Source organism: Gordonia sp. NPDC058843 (assembly GCF_042743165.1).
GTDB lineage: Bacteria > Actinomycetota > Actinomycetes > Mycobacteriales > Mycobacteriaceae > Gordonia.
The window spans coordinates 1-14,133 of the sequence record NZ_JBHYNC010000051.1 but is presented as its reverse complement, the minus strand read 5'-3'; the positions used below and the strand labels follow the sequence as shown (position 1 = coordinate 14,133).

Annotated in this window: 12 protein-coding genes; 8 read left to right on the top strand and 4 right to left on the bottom strand. The window is 67.9% G+C overall.

Annotated features, from left to right (window positions below; translation table 11 throughout):
- Position 1: 1 nt before the first annotated feature.
- The 7 genes from ACFW3F_RS22555 to ACFW3F_RS22525 are packed head-to-tail and all read left to right on the top strand — an operon-like array spanning position 2 to position 8,057.
- On the top strand, positions 2-1,342 hold the full coding sequence (locus tag ACFW3F_RS22555; RefSeq protein ID WP_388061417.1) for a pyridoxal-phosphate dependent enzyme: 1,341 nt from the start codon (positions 2-4) through the stop codon (positions 1,340-1,342).
- On the top strand, positions 1,339-2,580 hold the full coding sequence (locus ACFW3F_RS22550; RefSeq protein ID WP_388061415.1) for an aminotransferase class V-fold PLP-dependent enzyme: 1,242 nt from the start codon (positions 1,339-1,341) through the stop codon (positions 2,578-2,580). The genes ACFW3F_RS22555 and ACFW3F_RS22550 overlap by 4 nt, the downstream gene beginning before the upstream one ends.
- A complete protein-coding gene (locus ACFW3F_RS22545) occupies positions 2,577-3,869 on the top strand; it encodes an ATP-grasp domain-containing protein (RefSeq protein ID WP_388061413.1) in 1,293 nt (430 codons plus the stop codon). Before ACFW3F_RS22550 ends, ACFW3F_RS22545 begins: the two co-directional genes overlap by 4 nt.
- On the top strand, positions 3,866-5,140 hold the full coding sequence (locus ACFW3F_RS22540; protein WP_388061411.1) for an acetyl-CoA carboxylase biotin carboxylase subunit family protein: 1,275 nt from the start codon (positions 3,866-3,868) through the stop codon (positions 5,138-5,140). The genes ACFW3F_RS22545 and ACFW3F_RS22540 overlap by 4 nt, the downstream gene beginning before the upstream one ends.
- Positions 5,137-6,423: an MFS transporter gene (locus ACFW3F_RS22535; RefSeq protein ID WP_388061410.1), complete on the top strand. Its 1,287-nt coding sequence runs from the start codon at positions 5,137-5,139 to the stop codon at positions 6,421-6,423. Before ACFW3F_RS22540 ends, ACFW3F_RS22535 begins: the two co-directional genes overlap by 4 nt.
- On the top strand, positions 6,420-7,169 hold the full coding sequence (locus ACFW3F_RS22530; RefSeq protein ID WP_388061408.1) for a class I SAM-dependent methyltransferase: 750 nt from the start codon (positions 6,420-6,422) through the stop codon (positions 7,167-7,169). Before ACFW3F_RS22535 ends, ACFW3F_RS22530 begins: the two co-directional genes overlap by 4 nt.
- Before the next feature lie 51 nt (positions 7,170-7,220).
- A complete protein-coding gene (locus tag ACFW3F_RS22525; RefSeq protein WP_388061406.1) occupies positions 7,221-8,057 on the top strand; it encodes a class I SAM-dependent methyltransferase in 837 nt (278 codons plus the stop codon).
- A 15-nt stretch (positions 8,058-8,072) separates the two neighbouring features.
- On the opposite strand, the gene ACFW3F_RS22520 is transcribed toward ACFW3F_RS22525, so the two are convergent.
- Entirely contained in the window at positions 8,073-8,477 is a 405-nt protein-coding gene (locus tag ACFW3F_RS22520; RefSeq protein WP_388061404.1) for a VOC family protein, read from the bottom strand.
- 221 nt (positions 8,478-8,698) lie between these two features.
- Here ACFW3F_RS22520 and ACFW3F_RS22515 point away from each other — a divergent pair, with 221 nt between their 5' ends.
- Complete coding sequence (locus ACFW3F_RS22515; protein ID WP_388061402.1) at positions 8,699-9,943, top strand: MFS transporter; 1,245 nt, start codon at positions 8,699-8,701, stop codon at positions 9,941-9,943.
- A 43-nt stretch (positions 9,944-9,986) separates the two neighbouring features.
- Here ACFW3F_RS22515 and ACFW3F_RS22510 read toward each other — a convergent pair whose 3' ends face one another.
- Genes ACFW3F_RS22510 through ACFW3F_RS22500 form a run of 3 tightly spaced genes read right to left on the bottom strand, consistent with a single transcriptional unit; the run spans position 9,987 to position 13,838 of the window.
- Entirely contained in the window at positions 9,987-11,327 is a 1,341-nt protein-coding gene (locus ACFW3F_RS22510) for a carboxylesterase family protein (RefSeq protein WP_388061400.1), read from the bottom strand.
- A gap of 3 nt (positions 11,328-11,330) precedes the next feature.
- Entirely contained in the window at positions 11,331-13,547 is a 2,217-nt protein-coding gene (locus tag ACFW3F_RS22505; RefSeq protein WP_388061398.1) for a heavy metal translocating P-type ATPase, read from the bottom strand.
- 3 nt (positions 13,548-13,550) lie between these two features.
- Positions 13,551-13,838 carry a DUF1490 family protein gene (locus tag ACFW3F_RS22500; protein WP_388061396.1) on the bottom strand — a complete coding sequence of 96 codons (288 nt, stop codon included), beginning with the start codon at positions 13,836-13,838 and terminating at the stop codon, positions 13,551-13,553.
- Positions 13,839-14,133 lie beyond the last annotated feature (295 nt).

Sequence of the window (14,133 nt, the reverse complement as noted above, 5' to 3'; positions counted from 1 at the left end):
GATGATCTACGAGAACATGACCGACGTCATCGGCAACACTCCGCTGGTCAGGATGGACCCAGCGGTGACCGGCCTACGCAACATCGACTTGTACGCCAAGCTGGAGATGCTGAATCCGTTCGGATCGGTGAAAGACCGTGCCGCGTGGTCGATGGCACAGCCAGGACTCGACGACGCTGCGGCGGGCGAGCGCACGATGATCGAGCTCTCCAGCGGCAACACCGCCAAGGCACTCGCGGTGATCGCGGGCATGCACGGCGTGCGGTTCCGGTCGGTCACCAACCGCATGAAGGTGCCGGAGATCAAAGATCTGCTGCTGCTCCTGGGTGCCGACATCGAGGAGCTGCCCGGACAGGCAGAATGCCTGGACATCACCGACACCGACGACCCGCTCGCGCGTATCCACCGAGCCGTGTCCGAACCCGGCAGCGAGTACTTCCACACCGACCAGTACTTCAACGGCCGCAACGTCCAGGCCCACATCGACGGCACCGGTCCGGAGATCGTCGCCGATCTGGGCGGAGCCCCCGACCACTTCATCGCGTGCGTCGGCACGGCCGGGTCCTCGACCGGGGTCGCCGCGGCGCTGCGCATCGTCGACGACGGAGTGCACGTGCTGGGCCTCGTTGCGGCGAAGTCCGACTTCATTCCCGGTATCCGGAACATCGACGAGGTCCACGAGGTCGGGTTGTTCGACCCGGAGACCTACGACGCGATCGAGGCGGTCAGCGCTGACGAGGCCATCGACGGCATGCTCGATCTCGTCCGCCGATGCGGGATGCTGGCCGGACCGACCGGCGGCGCAGCATATTTCGGCGCCGTGCGGCATCTCGCGAAGATCGACGGTCAGCTCGACGGGTCGGGCCGTCGTGAAAGTGCTGTGTTCATCGTCTGCGACCGCGTCGAAAGCTACATGAGTTATGTCCGCACGCGGCGACCCGAACTGCTGAAACAGCCGCCGCGCACCCACGACGTCCGCAACCTCGCGGATCAGGATCTCGCCGCAGCCGCTGTCGTCGACGCCGCGCGGGCCCGGTCGTGGATGGCGCAGGAGCGGCCCACGGTGATCGACCTGCGCGGAGGTTTCGCCTTCGCGGCCGCCCACATCGAGGGCTCGATCAACATCGTCGACGAGGTCTTCGCCGAACTGCTGCACAGCGGTCTGCCGGTGGGCGCCGACCAGCCGGTACTGCTGGTGTGCCCGGTGGGCGAGAAATCGTTGCGCTACAGCGCTCTCATGCGGCGGATGGGGCACCACGACGTCCGCAGCCTGTCGGGCGGCGTCATCGCGTGGCGCGACGCGGGCGCACCGCTGGTTCGCGGCGCGGGGGCCGACCGATGACCACACCGGATCTGCTCTCCTCGCGGCTGGCCGACCCGGCCGAGGTCATCGAGCGGCTGGGACCGTGGAACCGTGAGGTCCGAGCCCAGTTCCCCATCCTGACGGGCCACCCCGACCGGGCGTACCTGGACAGTTCGGCCACCGCGCAGAAGCCGCAGGCGGTCATCGATGCGGTGAACCGATACCTGTGCACCATCAACGCCAACGCCGGCCGGGGTACATACACGTGGGCCAACGCCACCACCGACATCGTGGAAGCGGCCCGCGGCCGCGTTGCCCGGTTCCTCGGCGACACCGGATCAGACGGTTCCGGAGTGACGTTCACGAGCGGCACCAGCGGTGGACTTCGCCGAATCGCGCTGGACTGGTTGACCACTCACCTGCGCGATGGCGACCACATCATCGCCCCCTTCGCCGATCATCAGGCCAACCTGCTGCCGTGGACGGAAGCTATTGAGTCACTGGCATCCCGGGGCATTCGCGTTGCCATCGATGCCCTACCCTACGAATCCACCGGCACAGGCGATTACGACATCGAGGCGCTCCGCAGGCTCCTGACCCCACGGACGACCTTCGTCGCCGCGACCCACGTCCATCACGTCTATGGCAACGACATGAACGTCCACCGTCTCCGCGATGCCGTCGGACCGGACGTGGTGATCTGCCTCGACGCCGCCCAGAGTGTGGGACACCTCCCCATCGACGTCGGTGCGCTCGATGTCGACTTCGTCGTCTTCTCGGGTCACAAGGCAATGGCTCTCCCCGGTATCGGGGCGATCTGGGCGCGCAATCGACGGGGACACGTGTTTGCGCCGAACGGCTGGTCGGGTACCCCCAACACCAGCGGGATCGTCAGTCTCTGCGCCGCCCTCGACTGGCTCGACGCTGCCGGCGTGGACCGGATACACGAGTGGACTCTCGCACTCGGTGCCCTGCTCACCGACGCGTTGTCGTCGATGGATGCTTACGAAGTCCTCGGGTGCCAGTCCAGCCTGCGTCTCGATTCGCCTGTGCAACGACGTGTCGGCATCGTCACCTTCCGCCACCGCGACATCTCCTCGAACGACCTCGGGTTCATCCTCGACAGTCGGGGTCTGATGGTGCGCGCCGACGGTCACTGTCAGGGCCGTGACGGCGAGAAGACCGCCTCGGTGCGGGCCAGCGTGCACGCCTACACCTCCGCCGACGAGGTTCGCCGGTTGATCGAGGTCCTAGGAGAACTGGAGAACGCGCGATGAGTTCAGTGGTGGTGATGGTCGACCTCTACGCGCCGACGCTGCGGCTGGCCCGCGGCTTCCTCGACGCCGGGCACGAAGTGATCCGGGTGCAGAGCACGCCACAGGTGCCTCCGGCCTACGGCGGCTTCGACGAACCCGGCTTCGCACCCCCGATCATTCACGAGGGCGACATGTTCGACGGCCCCGGGTTCGAGCGGACGGTGGCCGCGGTGGCCGAGCATCGGCCGGTCGCGGTGATCACCGGAGGTGAGACGGGTGTCGAACTCGCCGACGCCCTGGCCGAGCGGCTCGGGTTGCCCGGGAACGGCACGGCGTTGAGCTCCGTACGCCGCGACAAGTTCGGCATGATCGATCGGCTGTCGGCATGCGGCCTGCACACCGCCGATCAGATCTGCGTTCCTGACGCGGCGGCCGCCGCGGAATGGCATCGTGCCCGCGGCGGTCGCGTGGTGGTCAAACCGACGCGTAGCGCGGCCAACGACGGGGTGCACTTCTGCGATACGCCAGAGCAGACCCTCGATGCCATGGACCGGGTTGCGGCGTCGGACAACATCTTCGGAATCCGGAACGAAGGTGTTGTGGTGCAGGAGTTCCTGGTGGGTGGCGAGTACGTGGTCAACACGGTGAGCTGCGCGGGCCGTCACCGCGTCACCGACATGTGGAAGTACACCAAGATCTCGGCCAACGGCGTCACCGACCGAGTTGCCGCCGCGACCTCGATCGCGGTCGACGATCCGATCGGAGAGCTGCTCGCCGACTATGGCACTTCGGTACTGGATGCGCTCGGCATCAGCTACGGCCCCGCCCACCTCGAAGTGATGATGACGGCCGACGGTCCCGCGCTGGTGGAGATCGGGGCTCGCCTATGCGGTGCCGACACCGCGTACTTCGCTCACCTAGCGGTCGGTGAGTCGCAGATCGAGTGGACGGTCAGAGCATTTCTGGAGCCGGAGGAGTTCCGCGAAAACCACCTTCGGCCGCGTCGACAACATGCTCACACCGCGATGGCCTTTCTCACCTCGCCGGTCGCCGGAACATTGCGAGGCTATCCGAAACTCGATGAGGTGCAGCGGTTGCCGAGCTATCACAACCATCAGGCCATCATCCAGCCGGGACAATCGATCCCGGTGACGATCTCCGACGTCACCGAGCCGATGATGATCGGCCTCAGTCATCCCGTCCGCGACATCCTCGACCGCGATCTCGCGACCGTGATGTACCTCGACGGCGACGGCTTCTACGACGTGGAACATGTCGAAGGCGGCGCGACGACGGGGGCCGCGTCGTGAGTCGGCACGTCGTCGTCCTGCATCGTTGGGCGACGCCCTATGCTCTGTACGAGAACTACATCGACCACACCGTCGACCGGGTCAGCTACATCACCACGCCCACCGGAGCAGCGGGCGTTCCGTCCGGGGCTGCGGCGATGAGGATCGTCGCAGCCACCGACGATCCGGACGAGGCCGAGGCGGCCCTGCGCAGCCTCGAGATCGCGCACGGTGGCGCCGACGCGGTCATCGCACTGAAAGAAGACGATCTCCTGGTGGCCGCCGGGTTGCGCGCACGTCGAGGTCTACCCGGATGGTCGGCCGACGACCTACGCGTGTTCCGCGACAAGATGGCGATGGCCAAGGCGGTCGCGACCACCGGAGAGCGGTTGCCGGCCTTCGCTGCTGTCGAAAGCTGGCGGGACATCGAGGAATTCGGACGTTCTCACGGCTGGCCGGTCGTGCTCAAGCCGCGGTTCGGCAGTTCCAGCGCCGGGGTGATCGTGGTGCGCGAGGACGAGCCGGCAGGCCTCGACCTCGGCACCCGCGTCGCCGAGCTGGGTCCGCACTTCGTCCAGACTCTTGCCACCGGCACGCTTCTCCACGTCGACGGCGTCCACGCCGAGGGCTCGCTCCCGGTATGGCGCGTACATCGATACCTGAACACTCCGTTGGGCTTTCGCTCCGGCGGCTGGGTCGGCTCGGTGGAGGTCGACGACCCTGCAACGCTGCGACTCGTGCACGATCATGCTCTGAAGATCGTGACCCGCCTGGCCCGGGGGCGCTCGACGGTGTTCCATCTCGAGACCTTCCTGTCCACCGGCGAATCCGGACCACGGTGCACATTCCTGGAAGTCGGCGCACGGGTCGGTGGGGCCGAGATCCCGTTCCTGTGGCGCGACATCCACGGTCATGACCTGATGGAGACCGCCTTCCGGCTGGCGCTCGGTGAGCGCGTGACACCGGACCCCGTGGATGAGGTGCATGCACCTCGTGAGCTCGGCGGGCTGCTGCTGGTCGCCGCGCCGACGCAGCGTCCGTGCGAGATCACCGCCGCCACGGCGGCACTCGGCACGGACTGGGCACCGCCGGAACTCTACGGCGAGAACGTGGTGAGCGTCGGCGACATCATCAGCGACGCCGATGCGTACTACGAGCACGTGGGTGGCCGCTTCCGGTTCCGGGGGCACGACGCCGCTGCCATCGCGTCGGCCATCGACCAGGTCGCCGTGCGCATGCGTCTGACCGGCCGTCCGGTCGCACCGTCGCAGCCCGAAGGTGTACTCACGTGAGGCGGTACCTGGAGCTGTGGCGGATCCCCGGTGCGCCGATGCTCCTGATCGGCGGCACGCTCGCTCGCCTCGGGCACGGGGTGACCATCGTCGCGTGGCTGCTGCTCGTGCGTGCGGTCAGCGGCAACTATGCCGAAGCCGGATTCGTGGCCGGCGCACTCTCTCTCGCCACGGCCGTCGCCGCACCGGTCGCCGGTCGGCTCGTCGATCGCTTCACCGTGTCTCGCGTACTCCCGGTCATCGCCTTGGCGTACTCGGTATCTCAGCTCGCGTTGCTCTGGGTGGTGCTGTCCGATCAGCGACTCTGGGTGACCATGACCGTTGCGGTGATCGCCGGAGCACTGTTCCCGCCACTCTCACCGGCCATCCGCGCGGGATGGACACACCTCACCCGTCCAGGCGGCGGGCACGAATCCGGTCGTACCACCGCGATGGCCGCGGAGTCGACCGTGTTCGAGCTGGTCTTCGTGATGGGGCCGCTCCTGCTGTCGGGCTTCATCCTGGCGACAGACGTCGTCGGTGCCGAGGATCCGTCGACAACCGGGACGGCGTCGGCGATCGGGGTGGCAGCGCTGACCACCGCGGTGGGGACGGTGATGGTTGCCCGCGGTGCCGCGTTGCGGTCGGTGTCCGGCACCGCCGGCGGCGCTCGGACTGTCGGTCTGGGTCCGCTCCGCGTGACCGGGTTTCCGACGATGCTCGCCATCACTGCGGCCGTTGCTTTCGGATTCGGCGCCTCACCGGTGGCGATTGCGGCATTCGCCGAGTTGCGCAGCGACGGTCAGGGCTCGGCGACCACCGGCCTGCTCATCGCGATCTGGAGTCTCGGCAGCGCCGCCGGCGGCCTGACCTACGGAGCGCTGCCGTGGCCGAACACCCCGATCGCCGGGCTGGCGCGTCGATCCACGGTGGTGCTCGGCGCGCTCGCTCTCGGCTACGCACTGTGGAACCTCACCGACTCGATACCTGCGTTCGCCGTGATCCTCGTGCTGACCGGCGCGGTCATCGCACCGGCCACCGCGATCCTCGCCGAACTCGTGGCGGCAGCGGTTCCGGCCGGGATGCTCACCGAGGCCTACACGTGGTTCACCTGCGTCAACATGAGCGTGGCTGCACTGGGCGCTGCCATCGCGGGACAGATGGTCGAGACTTCCGGGGGTGTGTCCCTGGCCTTCTGGATCTGCGCGGGCGCAGCGACCGTGGCGGGTCTGGGCGCCATCGCACTGGTGGTCTCGGCCGAACGCTCGCAACCTGCGGCGGTGGACACGGAAGTCGTGTCGTGAACCACGATCTCGCACTCGAATGGTTCGATCGCTGGGAACGTCAGCAGGAGCACTACGCCGTCGCGCGGACCGACAGGTTCGAGGTGGTCTGCGACGTTCTCGCCGCGGCACCCGCCCCACCGGCGGTGGTGATCGATGTGGGTTGTGGCCCTGGGTCACTCGCGGCCGTCGTGTCGCACGCGTTCCCCGGCACCACCGTGATCGGCATCGACATCGACCCGTTCCTCCTCGCGCTGGGAGCTGCGGTCCATCCGGACATCGACTTCCGGCAAGCAGATCTCGGCACCCCGGGCTGGGCGGATGATCTGCGCGACCTAGGCGTCGGAGCGGTCGTCACGAGCACCGCCCTGCACTATCCATCGGTACCCGTCGTGGCCGCGATCTACCGCGAGTGCGCGCTTCTCCTACGCCCGGGAGGCGTGGTCGTCAATGCGGATCACCTCTTCGCAGACTCCCCTGGCCTCCAGGAGATCGCGACGGAGGTCGGCGAGCGTGCGGCGGATCGTCGAGATGTCCGGGGACAGGAGACGTGGCACCAGTGGTGGGGCGCCGTCGCGGACGAACCGGAGTTCGCCGATCTGCTGTCGCACCGCGCGCGAGACGTCCCGGTGCACGGAGGTGACAACGAGCTGACCGCCGACCAGCACCGCGAGATCATGCTCGCCTCCGGGTTCGCCGAAGCGGGAACCGTCTGGCAGATGGGGATCAGCTCGGTGCTGGTCGGGATCGCCCCGTCTACCGAGTGAGGCGTCGGACACTTTATCGAAAACCGTTGTCAACAGGTCTACGCTGGTCACATGCCCGGACCAAGCCTCGTCGACACCTTCAACTCGACCAGTCCCGACTTCGATTTCGTGACGCCCTTCGTGTGGGGACCGGCAGGTGAGTCCCTGGTGGCACGAGGACGCGTCGCACTCGGCGACCGCGTTCTCGACGTCTGCTCCGGTACAGGTGCGAGTGCGTTGGCCGCGGCCCGCGTCGTCGGTCCCGACGGACATGTCACCGCCGTCGACTTCGCGGCCGACCTGATCGACCGCGCAAAGACGAGCGCGTACGCGGCGGGCTTGCGCAACATCGACTTCCGCGTCGATGACGTGACTGCCCTACCTGGCCGAGATGACGGCGGGTACGACGTCCTCACATGCGGTTTCGGCGTGTTCTTCCTTCCCGGCATGGACGACTCTGTAAGCAATCTGCTCACCCTCGTGCGTCCTGGTGGCCGGATCGCGATCGGGGTCTGGCACGACGACGCACTGTACGACTTCACCGGCGCATACTTCACCGAGGTCGCACGGGTGAAGAAGACCCCACCGCCGCCCGGCCCGCGCGCGCCCTCCGACGGCCCACCTCACCCGATCACTCGGATCGACACCGAGGAGAAGATCGTCGACTGGCTCGAATCGGTCGGTGCCACTGATGTTTCGGCATCAGTCCTGGATCTCCGCGTGCCCCGGACCGACGAGTTCTCCTGGTCGATGGTCCTCGGCAGTGGACTACGGGGAGCCCTCGCGGGACTCGACACCGACGCCGTCGACGACGTGCGCACCGGATTCCTCCGTCGGCTCGCCGAGGAGGGCATCGTCGAAGTCGACTGCGACACGCTGATCGCCGTCGGACAGCGTCCGGCTGCCTGACGGCGATCGCAGTCGTCAGCCCGCCATGGCCGAGAGATCCATGTAGGAGACCTCCCAGGCGTGACCGTCGAGATCGCGGAAGCTCCGCCCGTACATCCAACCGTGGTCCTGAGTCTCCTGCCAGGCGCTTCCACCGCTCGCGAGCGCCTTGTCCACGAGGGTGTCGACGGCCTCACGCGACTCGGCCGAGATCGCGAGCAGGACCTCGCGGTCCTTCGTGGTGTCGCTGATCCCGCCGGTGATGAAGCCCTGGAACTTCTCTGGAGTCATGATCATCACGAACGACGAGTCATTGACCACCAGGCACAGAGTGGTGTCGTCGCAGAAGTCGTCGTTGAACTCGAAACCCAGGCCGCTGAAGAACTCCCGGGTAGCGGGGATATCGGTGGCGGTCGTGTTGACGAAGAGCATGCGAGACATCGGGTTTCCCTTTCCGTGGCGCCCCCGTGATGGGGCGGTCAACACTGTAGACACGCCTCGGGCCGAAAACTCATCGGAGTGCTTCCGGTGTTCGGTGATCAATTCACAAATGACAACGGTTATCGTTACGGGATGAGTTGTGGCTTGCTGCGATCAATCGCGACCTGGTCCCGGGCTGTTCCCCCTGGTCGGACGACCGAGTGAAGGGCCTGCGCTGAGACATGTCCGACTCCGAAACGACGAGGCCGCCGGTCGACGACGCCTCCCACGACACTCCCGTCGCCGACCGCACCATCATCGTCACACTCTGGCCGGCGGTGGTTGCGGCGATCCTCGGTCTCGTTCCCTTCACGGTGTTCTCGACCTTTCTGGTCCCCATCGCCGAGTCGGTGGCGGCGGGAACCGCGGCAGTGGGAACCCTTCGGGGGCTGGGCGGCGTCGCGGCAGTGCTCACCGCCGCGGCATTCGCACCGCTGATAGGACGATGGAACCCCCGAGTCGTCGCGTCGGCGGCCCTGACCTCGTTGGCCCTCGCCGCAGCGATCGGAACCATCCCGGCCCTACCCGCGCTTGTTGTGTTCTGCATCGGAATTGGCTCTGCCACAGCAGTATTGCTTCCCGCACTGCTGACGATCGCAGCCGGTACCTACGCCGATCCCCGTGACGGTGGGCGTGCCGCGACGATCGTGACCTCCGGGCAGACACTGGCGGCCGTCATGGCGGCACCGGTGATCGGGGCCCTCGCGATCTGGGCGGGCTGGCGAGGAGTGCTGTGGCTGACGGCGGTCCTCGCCCTCCTGGCCGCGGCGTCGATGATGCGACGGGCGCGCGTCGACACGCGGACGACTCCGCGCGGCGAGACGTACCTCGGCGCCTTCCGACGCCTTCGTCGCCGCGCGGACCTCCTCGGGCTCGTCGGGATCGGCGCGCTGAGGACCGCATCGTTCATGGGCTACCTGTCGTTTCTCGCCGTACAGTACGACAGCCGATTCGATTTCTCCGCCACCGCGTTCACTGCCGTCTGGACGTTGAGCGGAATCAGCTTCTTCGCCGGTAACTTCCTCGCCGGCCGGTGGATTCGACGATCGGATGCCGGGACCGGCACCACGCGACTCGTGCTGTGGATCTGCCTGGCCGGGGTCGGCCTCGGCGTCGTGGTTGTCTTTCTCACCACGAATCTCGCTGTTGCATTGGTCATGACCGTGGTCATGGGCGCAGGACACGCCGTGATCGCTGCACAACTCACGACCTCGATCGCCGCGCAGGGAGGCGACCTGACCGCGACGACCTACTCACTCCATGGTGCCGGGATGAGTCTCGGGGTCTTCGTGGGCGCGTCGGCCGGCGGGCTGGGCCTCGCCGTCGCGGGCGATCTCGGGTTGGCGCTCACACTCGCCGCACCCGTGATGATCGCCGCCGTACTCGTCCCGGTCGCGATCCGCGAACCGGCGCGATCTATAGCGTGAATGCGGGCATGGCGCGCACCATCGATACGAAGTCTCTTGGAATTCAGGGGAAGCGGATCAGGCCCGGCACATCCTCCGGGGCGGTCCATCCGTCCCGGGCGAAGTCGGCCCAGATCTGGCGCAGCCGGCTGCCGTCCTCGGCTGCCCGATCGGCGTCGTACCCGGCGAGGATCGGGGCGCCGGCCCAGGTCTCCGGAGTCCCGAACAGCAGCGGAATGTCCACTGTGTGCACGGCACGCAGCGGGTGATCGGCTGCGCCCCATTCGATGACGTACTGCGCCGCCTTGCCACCGGCCCGCCGGTGGCGCCGCGCGAAGCGATCGGCCGCCGACGTGTAGATGGCACGGGTGAGTTGCCCGACAAGGCTCTCGTACAAGCAGGTGCCGACGATCGGCACAGCGGGTAACGACGACACCCCGCCGATGGCCGCGGTGAAGAACGCGGCCTCGCGGCTGTTCCACCCGATCAGGACCTCGACGTCCCGCGCTCGTCGCTCCCACACCGCGTCGACGTCGATCTCGGGCGGCAGCGGATGGTGGCCGTACTGCGGACCGAAGGACATGAATGCGGGAAGACCGTGCTGCAGCACCGCTTTGAGTCCCATCATCGAGTCCTGTACGGCGAGGACCTCCTCGACCGTCGCCGACGCCGAGACGTTGTGCGAGGCGGCGAACATGTCGGCGTGCAACCGCTCGCGCCGGCGGGTGATGCCGAGCGGAGCACTCTGCACGATGGCCCGGTGGAACAGGCCCGGCACGCCGTCGGCCGCCATCAGCTGCGCGATCGCGTCGCCTCCGGCCGATTCACCGAACACCGTGACGGCGTGGGGATCTCCCCCGAACGATGCGATGTTCCGCTGTACCCAGCGCAGCGCTTCGATCATGTCCAGCAAGCCGAGATTCGCCGGCCGACCGACGCCGTCGCCGAGGAACCCGAACAAGCCCAGGCGGTAGGTCACCGACACGACGATCACCCGCTGCTCGGCGACCAGGGCGCCCGGATCGTGGCACGGCGCGTCAGCTGCGCCGATGATGTACGACCCGCCATGGATCCAGACCATCACCGGAAGCGTCTCGCCCGGTTGACGATCGACCGGCAGCGTGACCGACACGTACTGCGCATGCTCGTCGCCGACCATCTCGCCGAGTGCGGCATCGCCGAAGGTGTTGTGGACGATTCCCTCGCCGTTCCGTTGGGGGCAGGCCGGGGACCACGACGTCGCGTCGATCGGCTCGTCGGCCGGCGGCTGCGGGGACGGAGCCTCGAAGCGCTCTGCGTGCGCATAGCGGATACCGGTGGCACGCACGACCTGTCCGTCCACCCGAGCCACGATCGTCCCGGCGGGGCAGTCGAACGTCGGGCTCGTCACGCGCGGCTCAGTCATCCGTCACCCTCGTGGCAACGCGGCGGAGGTCGCTTCGACCTGGTATCGGATGAGCCGAGAACTGTTGAGCACCACTGCAACCGACGACGCATTGTGCAGCACCGCGGCCAGTACCGGCGAGAGCGCACCGCCGGCGCCGATCACCAGACCCAGGGCGTTGACGGCGATCGACATGCCATAGTTCTGGCGGATCACCTCGACGGTGTGCGAACCGAGATCCCGGATGTCGAGCAGCTTGCGCAGGTCGTCCCCGGCGAGTGCGACGTCGGCGGTCTCGACGGCGACGTCGGTGCCGGCCAACCCCATCGCGATACCGATGTCCGCAGCGGCCAGGGCGGGGGCGTCGTTGACACCGTCACCGACCACCGCGACGACATGACCGAGCGCCTGCAGTTCACGCACCACCGCGAGCTTGTCGTCGGGGGTGACCTCGGCGGCCCATCGCTCGATGCCGAGCTCGGCGGCGATCGTTGCCGCGGTGACCGGGTGATCGCCCGTGAGCATGGCGATCTCGGTGACGCCGTCGGCGCGCAGCGCATCCAGTACCTCGCGCGCCTCGGGGCGCAGTTCATCGGACAGGCTCACCAGTCCGACCAGCGTGCCGTCGACAGCCAACAGGAGCGGGGTCTCGCTCGCGTGCCGCAACCGGTCCACCCAGTCGATGGCGTCGTCGGAGATCGCGACGCCGTGGCGGTCGAGGAGCGACGGGTTGCCGAGCAGGAGCACGCGTCCGTCGTCGGCGCGGGTGCGCATGCCGAGTCCGACGATGACCTCGCACTCGGCGTGTGTCGGGATCTCGATGCGCCGTTCCTCCGTGGAGCGGATGACCGCTTCGGCGAGCGGATGACGCGAATGGATCTCGGAGCTGGCGGCATAGGCGAGGATCTGCTCGGGCTGCCACGCGTCGGAGAAGGACACCACATTGGTCACGACCGGGCGACCGACGGTCAGGGTGCCGGTCTTGTCGAACACCACCGCCGAGATCCGGCCGGAGGCCTCGAGATGCGACCCACCCTTGATGAGGATGCCGCGCCGTGCCCCGTTCCCGATGGCGCCACTGATCGCGGTCGGCGTGGACAGCCCCACGGCACACGGGCACGCGATGAGCAGCATCGTCATCGCACGACGGAGATCGCGGGTGAGGAGCAGCGTCAGAGCGGACATCGCGAACGAGGCCGGCACGAAGCGGCGGGAGAAGTTCTCGCCGACCGTCTGGATGGGCGCGCGGTCGCGCTGGGCCTCCTCGACCCGGCTGATGATGCGACCGATCGAGGTGTCATCACCCACGGCGTCGGCCGTGATCACGATCCGCCCGGTGAGCACCACCGAGCCGGCCTGCACGCGATCCCCGATGTGTTTGGTCACCGGGAGGTTCTCGCCGGTGAGCGCGGACTGGTCGACCACCGCCTCGCCGTCGACGACCACTCCGTCGACCGCGACGGCGACCTGTTCGTGAACGATCACCGCATCCCCGACGTGGAGGGCGTCGATGGCCACCTGCACCTCGGTGCCGTCGGCGAGGCGGACCCATGCGGTGTCCTGGGTGCCGCGCAGCAGATCGGCGATGGCGCGGCGGGTACGACGCAGGGTGAGGTCCTGGAGGAACTCGCCGATGTTGAGCAGCCACAACACGGTCAACGCGACCACGTTCTCGCGCAGCAGGAGGCTCGCGATCGTTGCCGCCGAGACCAGCGCGTCGGTCCCGGCCCGGCCACCGCGCAGGGACCGTACCGCACCCCGGAGGAACGGGTAGCCGGAGAAGATGGTGACGCCGGTGGCGACGGTGCGCGACGCCGGGCCGAGCAGCGGGGGACGGCGGAAGCCGTAGCGCCGGAATCCCAGCAGCACGAGCGCTCCGGCGCCGATGCCCATGCGTAACAGGTCGGCGTTGGTGACGTCCGCCGAATGTGGCGCACGATCGGGCAGATTCGCGGGGTCTGCGTGGGTGGCCGCCGCGATCGCATGATCGATGGCGTCCCGATCCGTGTCAGCCCGGAACCATACGACGACCGATGCCGTCCGCGGATATGCGTGTACGGCGCGCACACCCGCGACCCTGGCCACGCTCTCCTCGATGGCCACGGCACGCCGGTCGGCGACGGCCCGACCCGGAACCCGCAGCCACGGGACCGTCAGACGGACCCGGCCCGCCGCCGACGACCGGACGACGATGTCGGTCGGCAACAATTCCGGCGAGTACGTCGGCAGGGTCGTGCTCACGTCTCAGTGATCGTGATCGTGGTCGTGCGCGACGGCGGTCCCGGGTGGGGTCGCCTCCTCGCCGAGCCGTTCCTTCGCTTCGGCGACGATGTCAGCGGTGTTGAGGCGCACCGACTCGGCGACCTCCTCGGCCTTGCGCGTGCCGCGGATTCCCCACGTGGTCGCGACGACCGCGCCCTCACGCAGCGGAGCCCGCCGGGCGACCGTGCGCACGGCGTCGTAGGCGACGGCGCCGACGAAGCCGGTCGCGACCGTCGCGCCGGCCTTGGCGAGCAATGCATGAAGTGCCATGTGGAGTCCTCGCTATCCGATGTGCTGCGCACGTGGTGACAGACCACCACGCTACATGCGCACACCGACTCGCACGGCTCGGCCGCGGGTGCGGTTGTCGGACATGCGGACCCGCTTATGCGACCGACCCGGTGACGGCGACCCTTCGAGGCTCGTCGAAGCGCACCTCGCACCTCAGTTTCTGCGGCCCGACGGCCGTCGTGGACCACGAAAGAACACTCGTGAGTGTCCGAAATCCATGCTCCCTAATCCGAAAGAACCGCATAACCCCCCTCTGCTCCCTGAGGTGCGAGGG

Excerpts from the sequence above, each read along its gene's own strand:
- ACFW3F_RS22520 (WP_388061404.1), bottom strand. The coding sequence starts at position 8,477 with ATGTCTCGCATGCTCTTCGTCAACACGACCGCCACCGATATCCCCGCT.
- ACFW3F_RS22510 (WP_388061400.1), bottom strand. The coding sequence starts at position 11,327 with ATGACTGAGCCGCGCGTGACGAGCCCGACGTTCGACTGCCCCGCCGGG.
- ACFW3F_RS22500 (WP_388061396.1), bottom strand. The coding sequence starts at position 13,838 with ATGGCACTTCATGCATTGCTCGCCAAGGCCGGCGCGACGGTCGCGACC.
- ACFW3F_RS22515 (WP_388061402.1), top strand. The coding sequence starts at position 8,699 with ATGTCCGACTCCGAAACGACGAGGCCGCCGGTCGACGACGCCTCCCAC.
- ACFW3F_RS22555 (WP_388061417.1), top strand. The coding sequence starts at position 2 with ATGATCTACGAGAACATGACCGACGTCATCGGCAACACTCCGCTGGTC.
- ACFW3F_RS22525 (WP_388061406.1), top strand. The coding sequence starts at position 7,221 with ATGCCCGGACCAAGCCTCGTCGACACCTTCAACTCGACCAGTCCCGAC.
- ACFW3F_RS22545 (WP_388061413.1), top strand. The coding sequence starts at position 2,577 with ATGAGTTCAGTGGTGGTGATGGTCGACCTCTACGCGCCGACGCTGCGG.
- ACFW3F_RS22550 (WP_388061415.1), top strand. The coding sequence starts at position 1,339 with ATGACCACACCGGATCTGCTCTCCTCGCGGCTGGCCGACCCGGCCGAG.